20 protein-coding genes are annotated in these 19,219 nt (G+C 35.1%); 9 read left to right on the plus strand and 11 right to left on the minus strand.

All coding sequences use genetic code 11. The annotated features are described in order from the left end of the window. Window positions 1–281: 281 nt before the first annotated feature. From QEN48_RS03575 to QEN48_RS03595, 5 genes are all read right to left on the minus strand, one after another. On the minus strand, window positions 282–764 hold the full coding sequence (locus tag QEN48_RS03575; RefSeq protein WP_280109031.1) for a hypothetical protein: 483 nt from the start codon (window positions 762–764) through the stop codon (window positions 282–284). Window positions 765–929: 165 nt separating this feature from the next. Beyond that, on the minus strand, window positions 930–1,409 hold the full coding sequence (locus QEN48_RS03580) for a hypothetical protein (protein WP_280109032.1): 480 nt from the start codon (window positions 1,407–1,409) through the stop codon (window positions 930–932). Window positions 1,410–1,561: 152 nt separating this feature from the next. Then, window positions 1,562–1,774 (minus strand): carboxymuconolactone decarboxylase family protein, encoded by a 213-nt coding sequence (locus QEN48_RS03585; protein ID WP_280109033.1) that lies wholly within the window; start codon window positions 1,772–1,774, stop codon window positions 1,562–1,564. 99 nt (window positions 1,775–1,873) lie between these two features. After that, window positions 1,874–4,762, minus strand: coding sequence for a PAS domain S-box protein (locus tag QEN48_RS03590; RefSeq protein WP_280109034.1), 2,889 nt, complete (start codon window positions 4,760–4,762; stop codon window positions 1,874–1,876). A 126-nt stretch (window positions 4,763–4,888) separates the two neighbouring features. Then, window positions 4,889–6,268 carry a PAS domain-containing sensor histidine kinase gene (locus QEN48_RS03595; protein WP_280109035.1) on the minus strand — a complete coding sequence of 460 codons (1,380 nt, stop codon included), beginning with the start codon at window positions 6,266–6,268 and terminating at the stop codon, window positions 4,889–4,891. 105 nt (window positions 6,269–6,373) lie between these two features. Here QEN48_RS03595 and QEN48_RS03600 point away from each other — a divergent pair, with 105 nt between their 5' ends. Beyond that, window positions 6,374–6,778: a gamma-glutamylcyclotransferase gene (locus tag QEN48_RS03600; RefSeq protein WP_280109036.1), complete on the plus strand. Its 405-nt coding sequence runs from the start codon at window positions 6,374–6,376 to the stop codon at window positions 6,776–6,778. A gap of 50 nt (window positions 6,779–6,828) precedes the next feature. Here QEN48_RS03600 and QEN48_RS03605 read toward each other — a convergent pair whose 3' ends face one another. The 3 genes from QEN48_RS03605 to QEN48_RS03615 form a co-directional block, all read right to left on the minus strand. Next, a complete protein-coding gene (locus QEN48_RS03605; protein WP_280109037.1) occupies window positions 6,829–7,590 on the minus strand; it encodes a carbon-nitrogen hydrolase family protein in 762 nt (253 codons plus the stop codon). Window positions 7,591–7,757: 167 nt separating this feature from the next. Further along, window positions 7,758–7,883 (minus strand): hypothetical protein, encoded by a 126-nt coding sequence (locus tag QEN48_RS03610; RefSeq protein WP_280109038.1) that lies wholly within the window; start codon window positions 7,881–7,883, stop codon window positions 7,758–7,760. 304 nt (window positions 7,884–8,187) lie between these two features. Next, window positions 8,188–8,349 (minus strand): ribbon-helix-helix protein, CopG family, encoded by a 162-nt coding sequence (locus QEN48_RS03615; protein ID WP_280109039.1) that lies wholly within the window; start codon window positions 8,347–8,349, stop codon window positions 8,188–8,190. A gap of 142 nt (window positions 8,350–8,491) precedes the next feature. On the opposite strand from QEN48_RS03615, the gene QEN48_RS03620 reads away from it, so the two are divergent. Continuing rightward, the gene (locus QEN48_RS03620) at window positions 8,492–8,947 is read left to right on the plus strand and encodes a hypothetical protein (protein WP_280109040.1); all 456 of its coding nucleotides are present in this window, start codon (window positions 8,492–8,494) and stop codon (window positions 8,945–8,947) included. Window positions 8,948–9,056: 109 nt separating this feature from the next. Here QEN48_RS03620 and QEN48_RS03625 read toward each other — a convergent pair whose 3' ends face one another. Both QEN48_RS03625 and QEN48_RS03630 read right to left on the minus strand, forming a co-directional pair. Then, window positions 9,057–9,836: an alpha/beta hydrolase gene (locus QEN48_RS03625; RefSeq protein ID WP_280109041.1), complete on the minus strand. Its 780-nt coding sequence runs from the start codon at window positions 9,834–9,836 to the stop codon at window positions 9,057–9,059. A gap of 151 nt (window positions 9,837–9,987) precedes the next feature. Beyond that, complete coding sequence (locus QEN48_RS03630) at window positions 9,988–10,989, minus strand: uroporphyrinogen decarboxylase family protein (protein WP_280109042.1); 1,002 nt, start codon at window positions 10,987–10,989, stop codon at window positions 9,988–9,990. Window positions 10,990–11,296: 307 nt separating this feature from the next. Here QEN48_RS03630 and QEN48_RS03635 point away from each other — a divergent pair, with 307 nt between their 5' ends. The 3 genes from QEN48_RS03635 to QEN48_RS03645 all read left to right on the plus strand — a co-directional run bounded on the left by QEN48_RS03635 (window position 11,297) and on the right by QEN48_RS03645 (window position 14,993). After that, complete coding sequence (locus tag QEN48_RS03635; protein WP_280109043.1) at window positions 11,297–11,545, plus strand: winged helix-turn-helix domain-containing protein; 249 nt, start codon at window positions 11,297–11,299, stop codon at window positions 11,543–11,545. Between the two features lie 1,031 nt (window positions 11,546–12,576). Further along, window positions 12,577–14,253, plus strand: a complete 1,677-nt coding sequence (locus tag QEN48_RS03640) for a PAS domain S-box protein (protein ID WP_280109044.1) — start codon at window positions 12,577–12,579, stop codon at window positions 14,251–14,253. A 194-nt stretch (window positions 14,254–14,447) separates the two neighbouring features. Further along, a complete protein-coding gene (locus QEN48_RS03645) occupies window positions 14,448–14,993 on the plus strand; it encodes a DUF5828 family protein (RefSeq protein WP_280109045.1) in 546 nt (181 codons plus the stop codon). A gap of 167 nt (window positions 14,994–15,160) precedes the next feature. Here the strand turns inward: QEN48_RS03645 and QEN48_RS03650 are convergent, their stop codons facing one another. Further along, on the minus strand, window positions 15,161–16,252 hold the full coding sequence (locus QEN48_RS03650; protein ID WP_280109046.1) for a putative sulfate/molybdate transporter: 1,092 nt from the start codon (window positions 16,250–16,252) through the stop codon (window positions 15,161–15,163). 431 nt (window positions 16,253–16,683) lie between these two features. Between QEN48_RS03650 and QEN48_RS03655 the strand changes: the two genes are divergently transcribed. The 4 genes from QEN48_RS03655 to QEN48_RS03670 all read left to right on the plus strand — a co-directional run bounded on the left by QEN48_RS03655 (window position 16,684) and on the right by QEN48_RS03670 (window position 18,766). Next, window positions 16,684–16,845 carry a hypothetical protein gene (locus QEN48_RS03655; protein ID WP_280109047.1) on the plus strand — a complete coding sequence of 54 codons (162 nt, stop codon included), beginning with the start codon at window positions 16,684–16,686 and terminating at the stop codon, window positions 16,843–16,845. A 62-nt stretch (window positions 16,846–16,907) separates the two neighbouring features. Beyond that, on the plus strand, window positions 16,908–17,186 hold the full coding sequence (locus tag QEN48_RS03660; RefSeq protein ID WP_280109048.1) for a metalloregulator ArsR/SmtB family transcription factor: 279 nt from the start codon (window positions 16,908–16,910) through the stop codon (window positions 17,184–17,186). A 15-nt stretch (window positions 17,187–17,201) separates the two neighbouring features. Then, the gene (arsM, locus tag QEN48_RS03665) at window positions 17,202–17,948 is read left to right on the plus strand and encodes an arsenite methyltransferase (protein WP_280109049.1); all 747 of its coding nucleotides are present in this window, start codon (window positions 17,202–17,204) and stop codon (window positions 17,946–17,948) included. Window positions 17,949–18,247: 299 nt separating this feature from the next. Continuing rightward, window positions 18,248–18,766, plus strand: a complete 519-nt coding sequence (locus QEN48_RS03670; protein WP_280109050.1) for an isochorismatase family cysteine hydrolase — start codon at window positions 18,248–18,250, stop codon at window positions 18,764–18,766. The last annotated feature ends 453 nt before the right edge of the window (window positions 18,767–19,219 follow it).

Genomic DNA, 19,219 nt, shown 5'->3' on the forward strand with positions numbered 1-19,219 from the left:
TAAACCTCATAAATCCTTTTTTCGCTAATCTGTATCTATTTGATTCTAATTATTTAAGAAGCTATTCTAACTGACTTATATCTCGAAAATATTAATTCAAGATATATAACTTTAATCCAGTATTCAACTTTATAACCAAAATTAAAGAGATATATAGTTATAGATGAAGAGAATACAGAATTGAATAACTTAGATTCCAATTGAACATGATATTTAATTATGGTAAAATTAGGGATAGGGAATTTAATTGAATTTTAATCCCCTATCCAATTATCAATTTTTTAGATTGCTATGTACCAATTGCCATCATCTTCAAATACGGCATCCATACGTAATTCTTGTTCTCCTTCAGCAGTTGTGAGGGAGAAAGTAACTACTGCATAACCATCCATACCATATTCATCGACAAAAGATTGATATTGATTTTCCCAGTAATTAACTTCATTTTCTAATTCATCTCCCTCGAGATCCATTACCTCTTGGATACCGTCTTCAATTTCAACTTCGTTGACCTCACCTACAGAGTCATAGTTTAAAGAAAAACTAGCTATCCACCAATCTATATCTCCTTCATCAACTTCTTCAAGCATATCTGGATGTAACAACTCTTCAACAGTATCTTGGTCACCTTCAACAGCTGCCGTTAAAAACTTTTCATAGGTTTCTTCGGCGGTTAGCTCATCGTTATTATTTTCTATACACCCTGTAACCATTACCCCTGAAATTAAGGCAACTATTAACCCTAGAACCAATATTCTTTTCATTGCAATCTACATGTTTTTTAAGTATCTTTCAGTATAAATCTTTTTTTTAAAAAGGTTAAACTATGGAGAGATAAATTTAAAGCTAGAACTTGTTATTAAGGGAATTTAAAAAATAAAAAAGAAGAGCTGATTTCAGCTCTTCCTGAGGTAGGTCAGGTTATTTTTTTATGCTTCAACTACTTCGAATGTTTTTGTGAATTCAAGTGGTGGAGTATCTCCCAATGTGTCTTGAACTACGAACTCTATTTCCCAAGTACCGGTATCCCATCCGGCTTCATCCCACCAGTATGGAGCGAACCATATTTCGACCCAATCATAATCGTCTGCAGGTAATGTATCTGCGTCTTCGTAATCAAGGTCCTCTACATGTTCTCCATCAGGGTTGTATACTGAGGCCTCGTATTCATATCCTACTTCTCCATCGACTGCCTCAAACCCAGCAACTGTAAAGTAGGTATACACATATATCTCATCGGTTGTATATTCAGCGTCTCTTTCTACCCATTCATCGGGATCCTCTGCTTCTTGGTCTTCAACGAACTTGAATTCCTCTAACTCTAGTTCGTCGTATCCGTTTAGGCATCCGGTTGTGGCGACACCGAGACCGAGTGCTAAAATCAATAAAACAACTAATATCTTTTTCATTTTAATTCACTGTTTAGCTTTATACTTATTTATATTATTTAATACCTATGTTGTAGATCTCTTTTTTTGTTTTCTAAAGCAGTATGTTGTATATGGGTGTTAACATGGTTAATTTAGGTTTATTAATAATTTTCTTAGTTGGTTTTGTTAGTTTATTTTAGTTGTTGGTTGGCGGTTTTTTCAACTTTTTCGGCTGGTACTTGTTTTACTTTTTTTGCTATTTTGAGTGCTGATTTGATTTGTTTTCTGGTCAATCCGGTTTCTATGGCTTTTGGTATATGGTGTTCTATACATGGTATGCAGTTGCTTCCTATAGCTGCGCCGATCGCTACCAACTCAATTTCCTTGTCAGATAGTTCTTTCATTTTATACTTCCTCAGAACTAGGTTTCTATTTATTATCTATTGTTTTGTTATAAGGTTATAGTTGGAATTTATTGAGGATTTAAAAGGAATTGGTTTTCTTTATTTTTTTGATAGGGTTTTTTGGGTTTTTGGTTTTTGTAGGGTTATGTCGAATCTGGTTCCTCCCATTTTGGAGTTTTTGGTTGTTATTTTTCCGTTGTAGTGTTTTATTATTTGTTTTACTAGGTATAGTCCGAGTCCGGTGCCTTTGTTTTTTCCTTTTGAGTAGCCTTTGTTGAAGATTTTTTGTTTTTCTTGGTCTGGGATGCCTTTTCCGTTGTCTTCTATGGTTATGGTTATTTTTGTTTTTTGGTTTTTTGTTTTTATTTTGATTTTGTTGGCGTTGGAGTGTTTTATTGAGTTTTCTATTATGTTGGTGAATACTTGGTTTAGTAGTGGGCCGGCGTTTATTGTTGTTTGGTTGGGTAGGTTGTTGTGTATTGTTGTTTGTATTTCTGGGTTTTGTTGTTGGATTTTTTTGAGTGTTTTGTTTAGGTTTATTGGTTTTGGTTTTTCTTGTCTGGCTTTTTGTAGTGATTTTATTTTTTCTGTTATTTTGTTGCTTTCTTTTAGGTTGTTTTGGGCTTTTTTGAGGTGTTCTTTGGTTTTTGGTGGTATTTCTTGTTCTTGTATTAGGTTTAGGTATCCTTGGGCGATTTGGTTTTTGTTTTTTACGTCGTGTCTTAGTAGGTTGTGTAGGAATTTTTCCCAGTCTTTTCTTTTCTTTTGTTCTGTTATGTCTTCGGCGGAGCATATTACGTATTTGACTTCGTTGTCTTCGATTTTTGGTGATTTGGTTATTGATAGTAGTTTTTTTCTCTTGTTTTTGGTTTTTATCCATTCTTTTGTTTGGATTGTTTTCTTTTGGTTGAATACTTTTTTATTGCTTTCTATGCAGGTTTTTATTTCTTGTTTTGTTAGGGGTAGTTGGTGGATTGGTTTGTGTTCTATCTCTTTTTTTCCTTTGTTTAGGAATTTTGCGTGGGCTTTGTTTACTTTTCCGTATGTTTCTGGGTCTTTTAGGTACCAGATTTGGTGGTCGATGTTTTCGAGTAATAGGTTTTTTTCTTCTTCAATTTGTTTGCGTTCTGTGATGTCCCACCAAGCTCCAACAACCTTTATCACGTTGTTTTTTCTTGAAATAACGGTTTGGTGGTTGTTTATCCAGTGATAATCACCATTTTTATCTCTGAATCTATATTCATCGATCGAGCTGTCTTTTTCTTTTATTTTTTGTATTTTTGAGTTGAATATCTCTTTGTCTTCGGGGTGGATGCATTCTTGGTTTAGTTTTCTATTTTCTATGAACTCTTTTGGTTTGTAGCCTAAGACTTCCTGTACTTTTTCGTTTACATATGTGATTTTTTGTTCACCGTCTTTTATTATGTAGGAGTATATAACGGCTGGTGTATTTGATATAAGGGTATCTAAACGTTTTTTATTTTCCTTTATTTCTTTTTCTTGTTTTTTACGGTCTGTTATATCTATTAATTGCTCCACGACATGTTCAATCTCTCCATCGTCGTTGAGTATTGGGTTGCTACGGCAATATAGATATAAATCAAGTTCAGGTACATATTTCTCTATCTGCTCTAACTCCCCGGTATTAACGGCTTTTTTCGTTGCACATTCTTTACATTCTTGTTCCCGACCTAACAACTCATAACATTTCTTTCCTTTAGCCTCACCAGCCTCGATATCTAGTTTTTCGTATCCTGCTTTGTTGTATCGATTGATTGTGTGGTCGGGGTCTTGTATCGCTAATATGTCTGGGATTCCATCTATTATTCCTTTAAGAAGGTTTTTTTGGTTTTTTAATTCTTTCTCTGTTTCTTTTAATTCAGTTATGTCATCTACAATGATTTGAGCACCGGTTATATCTCCATCATCCTTAAATGGAGCGATATATATCTTGCTCCAAAACTTCTCACCCCATTTAGAGGTATACTCCATCTCGAAGTCAACAGTCTCTCCACTATCTAAACAATTCTCTAAAACCTCTGAAAAACCATGTTTTTTCAATAAACTGAAGTCAAGTAGGTTTATCTCCTTGGTTTTATCTATATCTGGAGAGTTTAATTGCTCTAACAACCGATCATTGATATACTCGATCTCCCCCTCCTTGTCACAGGTAAGTATTCCAACAGGGGCTTTTTCAGCAAGCCTTTGATACCTATCCCTACTCTCACGCAACTCTATTTCCGTTTCCTTGATATCTGTAATATCTCTAACCCATTCAACAAAAAACTCAACCTCACCCATTTCATCCAGAACTGGGATAACACGTAGATCGATAATCTCATTATCTGAGAGCCTAACTTGTTTCTTGATCGGTTCTTTAGTTTCAAACACCTCTATAGCCCTACAATCCGGACATACATCATCGAACCCTCGATAGGTCTTATAACACTTTGAACCCAAAACCTGTTTTTCTTCGGAGACAGCACCCCAACCATTCCAATTACTATAAACAATATTCATGTCAGGGTCATGGATTGAGATAAAATCAGGGACCAGACCCAACATTTTCTGGAAACGCTGCTCCCTCTTCTCAAGGGCCCTATCCGTCTCCAAATAATCAACTTCCTGCTCAATAGCCTTAGCAACCAAACTAAACAACGCATTAGGATCACCACCCTTCTGGAAATATCGGTCGGCACCTAAATTCAATGCATCAATAGCAACCTCCTCACGACCCTGACCGGTAACCATGATAAACGGTAAATCCAAACCCCGTTCTTCACGAAGAACCTTTAAAAAATCTAGGCCATCCATCTCAGGCATCTGATAATCACTAACAACAACATCAATAGACCCATCAACCAAATCTAAAGCATCATCAACACAACAAACAGTAGTAACATCAACACAACCCTTCTTCTCCAAGAAAATACTACCTAAATCCAAAAAACCAGGGTCATCATCAACAAACAAAACACTAACACTCATACCAAAACACCAAAAAACAACAGACTACGATACAAACCAAAAACCCCATTACCACCTAACATAAAACATAACAAATATAAAAAACTATCTAAAAACACCACCAAAACAAAATCACAACAAAATGGTTTAGGGTTTCTTTAAATATAAATCGAACCTAACCCCACCATAACTTGAATCCTTTACCTTTACTTTTCCACCATAGCTCTCTAACACCATCTTAACCAGATATAATCCATTACCTGTTCCTTTCTTTTCTCCCCATGAATAACCTTTTTCAAAAACCTTATCCCTAACTTTAGGTGGTAATCCATCGCCATCATCTTCGATAACACAGACCACCTGTTCATCCAAAACCCTTACATCTATATTTATAAAACTACCGTTAGAGTGTTTTATTGAGTTTTCTATTAGGTTTGAGAAAACCTGATTTAGAAGGGGGCCACCTAAGACCATTGTTTCTTCAGATATGTCTAAATTAATCTTCATGCCTCTTCCCTTGTTTTTCTCCACAACCCTTCTTAACAATTGGTTTAAGTCAATTACCTCGGGTTCTTGTTTTTCAACCTCGGTAAGAGACCTTACCTTCTCGATAATTTCAAGAGTTTCTTTAACCCCTTTCCTAGCCTTTTCAATATAACTTTTTACTTCGGTAGGCAGGTCTTGAGTATCAATAAGCTCTAGATATCCACTGGAAATCTGAGTTTTATTCCGAACATCATGTCGGAACAAGGAGTTAATGTATTCCTCACGCATTCTAGCCTTCTTCTTATCAGTTATATCTTTAGAGACAACAATAACCCCCATTAACTCTTCAGTAACCGGATTTTCAACAGGACTATATGTGTTGGCCACCCACTGACCTCCAATAGACCTATGCTCTCTTTCAACCTGCCGACCAGACCTAAACACCTCTTCAACACATTCTTTATACAAATCAGAACAACTATCAGGATATAATCTAAATAAACTTTTTCCAACAACCAACTCTTCATCCACCCTTGAAATCAAGTCCTCACCAACCAACCTTTCTAAATAAGCATTATTAGCAAAAACAAAACAAAAATCCAGGTCCACCATATAAACCGAGTCACCAGAAGCTTTGACACCAACCTCATACCGATTCAACCTCCTCTCAACACGCTCCTTATCCCGCTTTAACCTACTTAAATAGAGGTTCATTCGACCAATAAGAACACTAACCAAAACAAAAATAACAAAAAAAATACCTAAATTCAACAACGAAATAAACAACCGATCAAAAAACAACTGACCATACAATAAAACCGAAATAACAAACAAAAACCCAGTTGCCAAAAACCCAGGAACAACACTCCACCTACCAACAAAAAAACAACTGGTCAAAACCAAAGGCACAAACAACAAAAACAAAGAATAACCATAAACATCAAAATCACCAATCAAAACAACAAAAACACCAAAAACTAGAAACACACCAACAGAAACCAACAACCTCCCAACAAAACCTAAATCCCTAACAGAAAACAAAAAATCACCTAAAAACATCCAAAAAACCAATACAGAAATAAAAACCCAAAAAACATAAAACTAACCACCCAAAAACCCAAAACAAATAGAACCAAACAAAATAAAATGACCTACAACCTATTCGTATACGGAACACTCATGACCCAATACCTAGACCCAACCACCAACCAAATAAAAACCCATCCAAGACACCAAATACTCAACAAACACCAAAAAGAGATAGTAGAACTCAAAGAACACTCATTATACTGGCATCCAAACCAAACATACCCATTCATCATAAAAGAACCCAATGGAACTGTGATAGGTGAATTATACTACAATATAAATAAAGAAACCATCAAAAAAACCGACAAAATCGAAAATACAGACACCAAACTATTCCAAAGAAAAACAATAAAACTAAAAACAAAATCAAACCAAAACCAAGAAATACAGGCCCAAACCTACATCGCAGGCCCCAAACAAGCCATAAAACTAAAAACAATAATCCCACAAAAAAACAGATAAAACCCCATACAAACAAAATACAACAAGTTTATTTTGGGTTTTTTGTTGTTTTAGATGTTTAAGTCTTTTTTGAAATCTACTATTGCTTTGAATTCATCTTTTTTTATATAATCAATTTTAATTATCTCTATCTCTCTTGAACTATTTAACTCGGTTATTGTTTCTCCATATGGGTTTGTAACCCTGGATTTACCGAAATATGAGAATTCACCAACACTACCAACCCGATTAACTCCAACAGTCCAGAACTGGTTGTCAAGGGCTCGAGCACTTGTAGCCACCCTCCAAGCCTCAATGAATGGAGCCGGCCAATTCGATGGAATAAAAACAAGATCCGCCTCCTCTTCCCCCAGAAACCTAGATAGTTCGGGAAAAATAGCATCATAACAAACCATTAACCCAATCCGCCCAAACTCAGTCTCAACAACAGGCGGCTTATCAACACCAGGAGTTACGACATCCCTTTCATCAACAAATAAATGAACCTTCCGATACTTACTCAACAACCCATCAGGCCCAACAACCACCCCAGTATTATAGAGCTCCCCACCATCACTCTCAACCAGAGAACCAATTAAATAAACATCATCTCTAACCGCAATCTCAATCAACCTATCAACTGTAGGTCCAGGAACCGATTCACCAAGCTCATTAAACCGATCAGGAACACTACCAGTTGAAAAATACTCAGGCAAACAAACAAAATCACACTCACCAGAAATATCACCAACCACCCTATCCACATAACTCAAATTAACCTCTTTATCCCCCGCCTCAATATCCATCTGAACCAAACCAACACTAACAACCATAAAAAACCACCAAACCAACTTTAAATAAACAAATATAAATACATACCTCAAAACCAACCAAAAAACCCACTAAACCAAAAAAATAAAGAACCAGTCCTCAAACAAACCCCTAAATACCTAAAACCCCCACAAAAACATCAAAACAAGTATATCAGAAATATAACTCTTTAATCCTTTTTTGTCTCTTTCTGTTCATTATGATGTATTTCTTTATGCAATCTATACTCTTCATCTGTTTCAAAGTAGTTTCCACACTCCCTACAAATAATCCCATCAATAGACCTATGAGGCATATTTCTCCCACACCAACAATATACAACAAAGAACCTATTAAATCTCCCACCAAAAACCCCTCTCTTTAACCCCCCCCTATACAAAAAATAACATCATACACCAAAAACATCTCTAAAAACCTAAACCAATAAGCCAGAACAAAAATAGAGAAAACAATATAAGAAAAAAGGCGAAGAAATGGATTTAGAGAGACCTTATCTGACGGAAAGGGAGTCTTAGCCCTGAGTAGATAAATAGAAAGTGAAATAAAGTTTTTAAAATAAGTAAAAATATCCCTAAAAAGAGGTTTTACTAAGCATTTTTTTAGTTTTGGTTTTCTATGGTTTTTAGTAGTTTTTTAACAGCTGTTTCTATGACTTCATCTTTACTTGAGTATTCGGTTGTTTCGATTAATTCCTCTATTCTCTCTAAAACTTTTTCATTAAACTCAATATCAATTTCTACGTATTCAATAGATCTATTCATAATAAAGTTTTATTGTATAGATGTTATAGATAAATCCATCGATTAGAGAGACCTAAATAATTAAAGAGACATAGAAATTTTGGTTTTTTATTTGGTTAGCTTTATCTTTTTGGAGCATTTATTTTGGTTTAGGTGTGGTTTAATGCGGAAGACTTGGGTTGTTTTATTGGTTTTGTTGTTGGTGGGGGCGGGTGTTTTTGTAGCCGGCTGTATAACTGATAGGCCTGAAGATACTGTCGAAAGTTTTTATTTAGCAATTGAAGAAGAAGATAGTGAAAGGTTTGAAGAATTGCTACATGAAGCCAGTCCATTGCAACCTGAATTCATTGAAGTATTAGGGTTTTTGAACGTAACAGTCGATGAGATTGAAGAAATTACGTTGGAAGAAGTTAAACAAGATACACCACTCTTAGATTATTTTTTCGATGACCCTGAAGAGTTCGAACAATACATCGATATGGCATTAAACGAAACCGGATTAACCGAAGAAGATGAAGAATACGCAATTGTAACAGCAACAATAACAATAGGTAACGAAGAAATAACAGTTCAACACATACTCATAGAACAAAACGATGAATGGAAAATCTATATCTAAAAACCTAACTAGGTTGATAGACTTAACTAAATAAAAAAAGAGTATTTTTTTTAGTTATTTTTTTATTTTTTTTTGTGGTTTGAGTTGTTTTATTTGTTTGTTTTTTTATTTAGTGGTTTTTTTGTAGGTAGGTTTTTATTGCTTGGTTTGTTTTTTCTGGGTTATCTTGGTTTGTTAGGTGGCCTGCATTGGGTATATTTTTGTTTTCTCCGTTTGGGAGTGTTTTTAGCCATTTATCTGTTTTTTTAGTTAATGTTTTGCTTTCGTTTTGTCCTGTTATTATTAGTTGTGGTTTGTTGTTTTTTGTCGGTTTGGTTTGTTTTATTGCTTGTATTAGTCCTTTTTCTTGGTTGATTATTGTTTTTTTACCGTTTTCTAAGGCTTTTTGTTTTGAGTATTGTTTTGTTTTTGGTTTGTTAGAGGTGAAGTTGCTGAATATTGATGAAAATAACCTATGGGGGGTTATTTTGAGTAGGTAGGGATGTAGTTTTATGAGGTTTGTTTCTATTTTATTAAATCCATGTATGGGTGCTCCACCGATATGTATTAACCCACTAACTCTATCTGGATATTTTTTAGTGGTGTGTTGGCTTATCATGCTTCCTAAGGACTGGCCTACTAAAACTGCTTCACTTACCTCGATTTCGTCAAGTAGGCCTATAATGATCTTGCTTGCTTCTTCGAAAGATAGAGTTCTGTCTAGTTTGCAGGATTTTCCACATCCAGGTAGGTCCCAAACTACGACAACGTTTTTTTTAGAAAACTCTTTGACTTGTTCTCTAAATGTTTGGTGGTCTAAACCTAAACCATGAGTGAAGACTAAGGTCCTTTTGTTTTTTGAACCGTAAACCCTGTAATATATCTCTCCAAAACTACTTTCATAAAACAAATAAAACAACTCTCTTGCAACTCTATTAGGTGGATATGGTTTTCTAACTACTTAACTACATATAGACCTTAATGAGGTTTATTTAGGTTTGTTGTTGGATTAAAGTAGGTAGTTATTTTTGTGGAAATTAGGTATTTTTTGGTTTTTTTGGTTATTGTGTTTGTTTTGTTGTTTTTGTCATGGTTTGTAGGTTTTTTAGTTTGGCTGTGGATACTACTCCGTCGTATGGCTCTATGAAGTCGATTCCTCGTTGTATGGCTTTTTTAACTTCTTGTTCAACTTTTTTTGGGGTTGCGTTTGCTTGGCTGTCTGGTGAGATGTCTCCGAGTATTTTTAGGTTGTTTTTGGTTTGTTTTTTGGTTTTTATTGGGTTTATTCCTGAGTGTATTGTTATTGCGTTGTATCCTGCTCCCGCGATCTCTGGTATTATTTCATCTATTTGGCCGCATATGTGGAGTATTGTTGGTGTGTCTGTTTTTTCTGCTATTTCTTTATGGATTGGGTGGGCGATGTCTTTGTAGGTGTTTGGTGGGATCATGTCGTTTGAGCAGGATGGCTCTATAACCTGTACTACGTCACTTCCTGCATCACTGTATAACGAGATTAGTTCCAAGGTAACTGGTTTAACTCGCTCTACTAAATCTCTTATTAACTTGGGGTCTGTTAATGTTTTTCTTAATAGGTTTTCAGTACCGATCAACTCTCCAACCAAGGTTATTGGCCCCATAACGGTTGACCCGATAACTACATCACTCAGTTCTTTATCTAGCTGGCTTATGCATTCTATGATCACTGGAATACGTCCTAGAGTGGTTATGTCATCTGGGATTTCAAGCTCTAACGGGTTTTCTGTATATGGATATTTAGTTATATATGGATCGGTTTTTTCATCCCCCCACTTAACTTCGGCACCCAGGGCTTCAGGCTCAACACATGCATCAAAAGGTACTCGTACATTTTCAAAACCAGTTAACTCCATACTCTTCATAACTAAATCCGTCATCAAATCAGGATCTTGATGGGCTTTTGGCCAAAAAACACCGGTTTTCTCTTGTATTTCAACCGGAGTCATGCCCTGACAACCGGAAAGAGAAACACAAACAGCCCGATCAGTCTCCCCACCCCTCAACATATCCATGATAACCCCCTTCATAAACAACACCAAATAAAAAATACACACCAACAACCAATATAGATTTACCCCAACCCACAAAAAAGAGGTTTTTTGAGGTTTTTCCAAGTAGTTATTTGATTATGTTTTTTCTTAACATTTTAAAGATACTCACATGTTTAATATCATCACTACATACAGTAAAGTGTAGTAACTAAAGTTAGTGTCTATAATAGTTTTTTAGAGGTGGTATATATAATTAAATTGTGGAATGGTGTTTAGTATAGATTCGATGTTTGAGTTTGTGTTTGTTGTTGAATAGAAAGTGATTTAGTTTGTTTGAGTGAAAATGAAGAAAAGAAGTGAATGGGATATATACCTGGATATACTTGAATCGTTAAGCCAAAATGGATCAATGAAGAAGACAACTGTAATGCATGATGTCAACATGAGCTGGAAACCATTTAACAACCATTTCAGTTATTTAACAGAAAAAAAATTCACCATAGAAAACAATAACGGATACCAAATAACAGAAGAAGGTAAAAACCTCCTAAAAAACCTGAGACAGGTTAAAAAAACAGTCAAAAGCGCTTAACAGGTATAAAAAAGTTGTTATAATGGAGTTGATCACTATACTAAGAATGGGAATAAGTTTTGGAGGGGAAGTATAGTATTTTTTTTCAAATACTTACCGATAAATACAAAAAAAGTTTTCCAATTTGATTCACTTTTAAATCCTTTTTTAAGGGTTTTATTTGTTTATCTATATCTGATCTATCTATACTTATCTGTAAATTATATTTTTCAATCTATTTCTTTCGACACAGGTATCCATGGTTATACTTTTGCAGTCGATTTAGGTTATTGATATCGATGTAAATGTGTCTACCCTAATAATTGTATTGTTTTTTAAGTTAGAGCAGGTTTGTTTGATTTTCAGAGCCTTATAACACTAAAGAACTTGTTACTGTGGTTAAAACTAAACAGTGGTATAACGTCCTACCTTGACTTGGATAACGGGGTTTTATAGGTTTATTGGTTGAGATATCATTATTTTCTGTGATTTTGTCAAAACTAATTATATTTTCTTAATCCAAGTATCAAGAAATATGTTCTCCAATAAACTGAACACCTAGAATTACCAGTTCACCCAACCATATATTATAAATTCTATTTATCAACACTGAACCAAAAGGTAAAACCCCTAGCAAATAATTGATTTTTCAAGCGATTGTAATCGCTTTTAAAACCGATCTGACCTAAAAAAATAGAGAGTAGTCATATAAAAACAGCCCTAAAACACTCTAAAACAGAATAATTAACCGAACCTAAACTATTAAACAAATATCAGGGCCTCACTGAATGGAAACCATCAATTAAATATATTTAAAAAAGTGATTTAAGAAGAATATTATACTAAAAAAAATAACTCGATTGAAAAAATAGATCATATATCCTTTTTTTTAACGCTTTCATAGCTATAAATAGCCTTAAAAATCTAAAAACCTGTATCTATTGGTTTTTTATTTTTTTATTATTATATTTGATAATTGTACTGAGTTTTTATATATCTATTATTTCTTTTTTCTATATGGGTTTGAGTAAATCGGAATATGAGGGTTTTTTATGGATATTGAATTTGAGGAGATTGTTGCTTACCTTGATGTTGATCATCAGGTTGTTTGGGTAAATGAGGCTTATTCTGAAGTTGTTGGTTTAAGTTTAGAGGAGATTAAAAGAGAGAAATGTTATGAAGTCTGGATGGATAGAGATCGACCTTGTGACGGATGTCCCTTAAACAGATCTATTGAAACAGAGCCATCCAGGATGGAGATGTCGCAGCCGAATAGAGAGGAAAATTGGTTCGTGCAGATAAATCCGGTTAGGAATTGGGAGGGAAAAGTTATTGGCGCTATAGAAACCGCTGTTGATATGACTGAGATAAAAAAGATGGAAGAGAACTACCAAATAATCAACAAAGCTTGCAGCAATGGAATCTACATTTACCAGGACAAAGAATTCAAATTCATCAATGAATCATTACTAAAAATCCTTGGATACACCCAGGAACAGATCCAGGAAATAGATTATTTTGACTTAATCCATCCAGATCATAGAGACGAAATCAAAAGAGCTATAGAAAACGGATTAGAAAACGGTTCTTTTGAACCTAAAGAAAAATACGAACATCGAATTTTAAATAAAGAAGATAAGTACATATGGGTTCGGTTAAAACCCAAAGTTATAGAGTACAATGGAAATAAAGCAGTTTTAGGTAATTTAACCGATATCTCCGAAATAAAAGAAGGTAGGGAAAAATATCGCTCATTGATAGAAAACCTAAACGAAGTCATATATGTTTTAGATAAAAACGCCCGAATACAGTATGTTTCACCTAATGTAGAGGAAATAACTGGATACTCTACCAACGAATTATCAGGAAAAAATTATATAGACCTCGTCCATCCAGAGGATAGATCAGGGAGAATCAAATATTTTAAAAAAGCCTTATCAGGGATAGCGGAGCCAACAGACTACCGGTTCATCACAAAAACAGGGGAAATACGGTGGGTAAGAACACAAGCACGTCCCGCAACCAATAAAGGAGAAACAGTAGGAGTTCAGGGAGTATTAACCGATATAACAGACCTGAAAGAAACAGAAAAAAGAGAAGAATTCCTACACAGCCTACTAAGACACGACGTAAAAAACAAAATCCAGATAATCCAAGGATACAACAAACTCCTCAAAGACCTAGAACTACCCAAAGAAGCAAAAGAATATATTTCAAAAACCCAGAAAAGCGTTGAAGAAGCCACTGAAATCATCAACAAAATCACAACACTAAAAAAAGCAAAAGAAGAAGACATACAGCCAATAAAAATAGACAAAGCCCTAAAAAAAGCCACCAACCTAGCAAAACAAATCGCCGAAACAAACCAAATAAAAATAAAACACAACACACCAAAAAACATCAAAGTCCTAGCCGGCCCCCTACTCGACCGCCTATTCTACAACATAATAGAAAACTCAATAAAACACTCAAACTGCAGCGAAATCAAAATAAACCTCAAAACAACCAAAAACAAAACAACATGCACAATAGAAGACAACGGAAAAGGCATCCCAGACCAAGAAAAACAAAACGTCCTAAAAAAAGGATACACCACAAACCAAACCAACGGAACCGGAATCGGAATGTTCCTAGTAAAAACCCTACTAGACACCTACAACGGAAACATCGAAATCAAAGATTCACAACAAGGAGGAGCCAAATTCAACATAACCCTACAAAAACCATAACACAAACAACACCCAAAACCCAATAAACACCCTATCAACAAACCAAATAAAAAAAGAATAAACAACACCCTAACCTAAACCATACCCCCACTCAAACACCTTCTTATAAGGTAGACAGCGTCTTAAATATTTTTTTATCCATTTTTGTTTTTTTACGAAGTGTTTTATGTCTCTATGTTGAATATAATGTACTTATGGAGGAGCAGGAAACTTTTCTTGGAATTAAGATAATGGGTGAGTGGCACGAGGTTACTGTTGAGTCCGAGAAAGCTTGTGAAGTTCTGAAGAAACATCTTGGTGAAGAACGTGTCAGAAACTTCGAAGAATGGAAACCACAAATAGATGAAGACCTAAAAGAAGTCAAAAAAAGAACAATCCAAAACAACCTAACAAACCAATCAAAAATAGAAAAAAACGGAGAAATCCAAGAAAAAGCTAAAAAAGGAGTAGAAGAACTTAAAAACGGCGACGTAAAAAACGGATCCACAGACCTCTTCAAAACCATAGACGCCACCATAAGAAAAACCTTCAGGCCAATAGAATCATTTATCTACAACCAAATCATCGCAAGATTCAACCCACTTTTCTTCAAAGACGATAAACTAGAATCCAACATACAGAAAAAACATAACGGCTACGAAATGGATATCGCCGTAAACGACGACAAAGCTAGAAAAGAACTAAAAAAAGAAATGCTAAAAAACAAACCAACCAAAGAAACAAACCAAAAAGACAACTAACAAAAAAACCAACAAACACAAAACCCCAACCCATACCCACCTAAACCAACAAAAAACAACTACTTCCCCCTTTTTAATATAGTAAGTCATCTAGCCCCCTCCCATATCTCAAGGGGTTTTTTTAGGTTATCAATTTCACTCTAAATGATTAGCTAACTCAAAACATTTCAGTATTTTATTTTTTTAAGTATTTGGTGGGTGGTTATTCCGATTATAAATGCTATTCCGAGGTTTGTTATAATTGTAAGCACTCCGATTAGTATCGAGATTTTTAGGTCACTGGATTTTAATACGTTTTTTCCAAGTGTATATGCGATTATGAGTAGTAGTACACCAAGTATTGATATTGGGAATGCTTTTAATAATGCGGTTGTTGCGAAAAAACCTGCTATTAGATAGAATAAACCTAGTATTATGTTGTTACCACCAGTCTTTGCCCCAAATTCATGTTTACCTGCCACGCCATCACAACCATGACACATCGGTATACCACCTAATGGAATTCCCGTGAGATTCATAACCCCCATGCTTTTTGAAAGTTGATCTGGAGAAACACTGGCTTTATAAAAGTCCTGCAGCATCAACGAGGTTGCAAGGGCGGCATTTCCAATTGTCATTGCAAACTGTGCAAAAACCCCTTCAGTCATACTCCATGTAAACGAGGTAGTTAAAGGTGGTAGTGACGGCAACCCAGGTGTTTGAGGCATAGGCAACCCAGTAATGAAGATTGCAACCAAAACTCCAATAATCAATATAGTAATTGCTGTAATGTTCTTATAACCCAATAACCCCAGCACTATAACAACTATTATCCCAGTTGAAGCAAACAATGGATCCACTAATGTTAATTCAAGCCCAGTCTCCAACAACAATAACCCAACCGCAAACTGGACACCCCTGATAACAGGCTCCCCAATCCATTTCCTAGTTTTCTCAAGTGTCTTTGTAAGCCCGATTGCCAGAAGTAACACACCAAGTATCAGGCCAGCAAGCGCTAACTCTCCATAATTAATTGTCCCAGCAATTGCAAGAGCTGCCAAAGCCTTCATAGGCTCTACAGACACTGGATATCCATACCAAACACCCCAAACAACCTGGAAAACAGCGAAAACAAATAGAACATGAGGTAGAGAAATATCGGTTAATAGGGCCAAAGCCACAACAATTGGTAATGTAGTTATAGCGTCACCAACAGCTCCTGTAAACTCATCTCTATCAAATTTAATAGAACCATTCGACCTATCGATACCTAAATTCAAATATATACCAAAACCCTTTTAAATCTAAATGATTTTTAATTTTTTAATGTTTATTATTAGTCTTTTTTGTTTATGAACTTCATATCATCTTATTCGTGAAATAATTCCTATTTTTCTTCCGTCAATAGACCTATGAAACATATTCAAACCAATTCCAAAAAAACTAATATAAACATAAATTTCCTTATAATTTTAATTTAAAGACCTAGTTTACTAAATTGAATGTGGATGGTTGAGCCTAGATTACTGTAGATATAGCATATTTTGGCTGAATATCAGGAACTGCATGCATTGGTTGGCTTTAAAAAAAAGAGAGTTAAGGTTGGGGGTGGTTAGGGTTTGAGAGACATTAGAATAATTTAATAGGTCTTAATACGGAGGGTTTTAAAGAGTGTCGGCCTTTTAAAAAAACGTTATGATGACTTATTGGGTTGTCTAAAAATCATAACTCACCAATCAAAGAAGTTCTTTCTTTAAGTTATTTATCGAAGGAACTCAAGGAAGCTAGGGTTGATAGAGATAAAGCTAAGAGGTTTGTAGGTTTGAGTCTTCTAGACCGATTAGTTGAGGTGGAGATAAATTGTAATCGGTAGGTAGGTTTTTTTATTTTTGTTTGGATAATATTTAAGTATGTACATATGTCAATATGGCATTAATGGTTGAAGATATGGTTAGGTTTTTTAAGGCTTTAGGTAATGAGACAAGACTTAGGATTTTGGGTCATTTGCTGGAACAGGAGCATTGTGTTTGTGATTTTGAAACTAAGGTTGATAAGGATCAGACTACTATTTCCCGGCACTTGAAGATCCTAGTTGAGGCTGGTATATTGGAGAAAGAGAGAGATGGGAGATATGTTGTATACAAAATTAGGAACGGCGATTTAAAGGAAACTTTAAGGACGTTGGGGGTGGATAGGGTTGAATCTTGTTGCTAAAAAGAGGTGGATATATTGAAGAAAGAAGAACTTAAAGAATTTATAAATAAAGAGTATTCAGAAATTGCTAGAAATAATGATGGTTGCTGTCAATCTTCTTGTTGTGAAACCGACCCTGAGACATTAACCAGGGAAGTAGGATATTCTCAAACTGAGTTACAGAAAATTCCTCAAAAATCGATTAGAGGATTGGGTTGTGGGAATACAGTAAAACATTTAGGTTTTGAGGAAGGTAAAGAAATTCTTGACCTCGGTTCAGGCTTAGGGATAGATGTATTTCTAGCTGCTGAAAAAATTGGTTCCGAAGGCCGTGTAGTAGGTCTAGATTCGTCCAAAGAAATGGTTCAAAAAGCTTCTAAAATAGCAGAGGAAAATCATTACAAAAATGTAAGTTTTGAACACGGGGAGATGGAAAAAATCCCTTTTGAAGATGAAAGTTTTGATGCAGTAATCAGTAACTGCGTAATAAATCTATCTATAGATAAAAAACAGACATTCCAAGAGATATACAGAGTTTTAAAACCAAAAGGAAAGATATTAATATCTGATATCGTAACAGAAGATGAACTTCCCCAAAAAATAAGAGAAAATCCAGAAAAATGGTCATCATGTATTGGTGGAGCAATACCAAAAAAAGAATACCTAAAACTGATAGAAAATACAGGGTTCAAAGAAATCAAGACAATATCCCAATCAAAACACATACCTAATCAAAAAATAGATACCAAACTACATAGCCTTCAAATAGAAGCACATAAATAAAAAATAGTGGACAAACCAAATCTATCCAGAAAAACATCTATTATCCGGTTAATTGTCTACTTGATTTTTTGTTTATTACAAACACCACATGAGTTCATGTGTTGATTGTTGATTTCACTGCCACAATCTGTTTTACTAAGTAAATTCTTCGAGAAGTTTCAATTGTGACTCACTTTTTTATTGGGTTAGGTGTTGTAGGATATTTGGTTTGTTTTTCCGGTTTTGTTTTTGTTAGGTGTCTCACTTTTGGAGGTTGGTGGTAAGTTCTTTATGATATCTACATCTAATTATTTTATATTATGAAGGCTGTTCTTGTTGTAGATATGCTTAAGGATTTTGTTGAGGAGGGTGCTCCACTTGAAGTTGAGCGAGCTAGGGAGTTTGTAGGTGATATTAACTGCCTATTGGATGAGGCGCGTTCTCAAGGAAACCTGGTGGTTTTTGTTTGTGACAGGCATAGGGAGGATGATCCTGAGTTCGATGTTTTTCCAGAGCATTGTGTAGAGAGTACTGAGGGTGCTGAGGTTCTTGATGGACTTGATAAACGTGAAGAAGATATTGTTATACCTAAAAGACGTTTTTCGGCTTTTTTCGGTACTGATCTTGACCTCACGTTGAGGGAGCATGGGGTTGATGAGTTGGTTGTTGTTGGTATTCTCACTAATATATGTGTGTTGTATACGGTTGCTGATGCGGTTCAGAGGGGGTATGAGGTTACTGTTTGTTCAGATCTTGTTACCTCACCGGACCAGGAGGCCCATGAGTTTGCTCTCGAGCAGATGGCTGATGTTTTGGGAGCCGATGTGACTAAGTGTTAGTCTCGGTTTACTCTCTCACTTCCTATCTTTTTTTATTTCTTGTTGTGGTTTTTTTATTTTGGTTTTCTGTGGTTTTTTGTTGCTTTAATTGGTTTTATTGTCTTTGTTTATTTTTTAGGTGGTTTTTAGGTGGTTTTGTGTGGTTTTTTGTTTTTTTTTGTTTGGGTGTATTTTTTTGACTTTTGTTTATAATTTTTTATTATTGTTGTTTTTGATATATGTTTTTTTGTATGTTTTTTTAAACTTGTTTTTTATAGATATTGTTGTGTTTTTTTGTATGTTTTTTTTAGTGTGTTTTATGTTATGTTGGTTGTTTTTTGTAGATCCTGGATAGTTTTAGAGCTGGGAAAGTAGGTGGTGAGTTATGGTGTTTTCACCGTCTTCACCCCTAGGGTTGTGTGTTCAAAACCCCTAAACCCGGGTTTTTTGGTTTACTATATAAATGGGGTCTGT

Origin of the sequence: Methanonatronarchaeum sp. AMET-Sl, from assembly GCF_029854155.1 — an archaeon.
Taxonomy (GTDB): domain Archaea; phylum Halobacteriota; class Methanonatronarchaeia; order Methanonatronarchaeales; family Methanonatronarchaeaceae; genus Methanonatronarchaeum.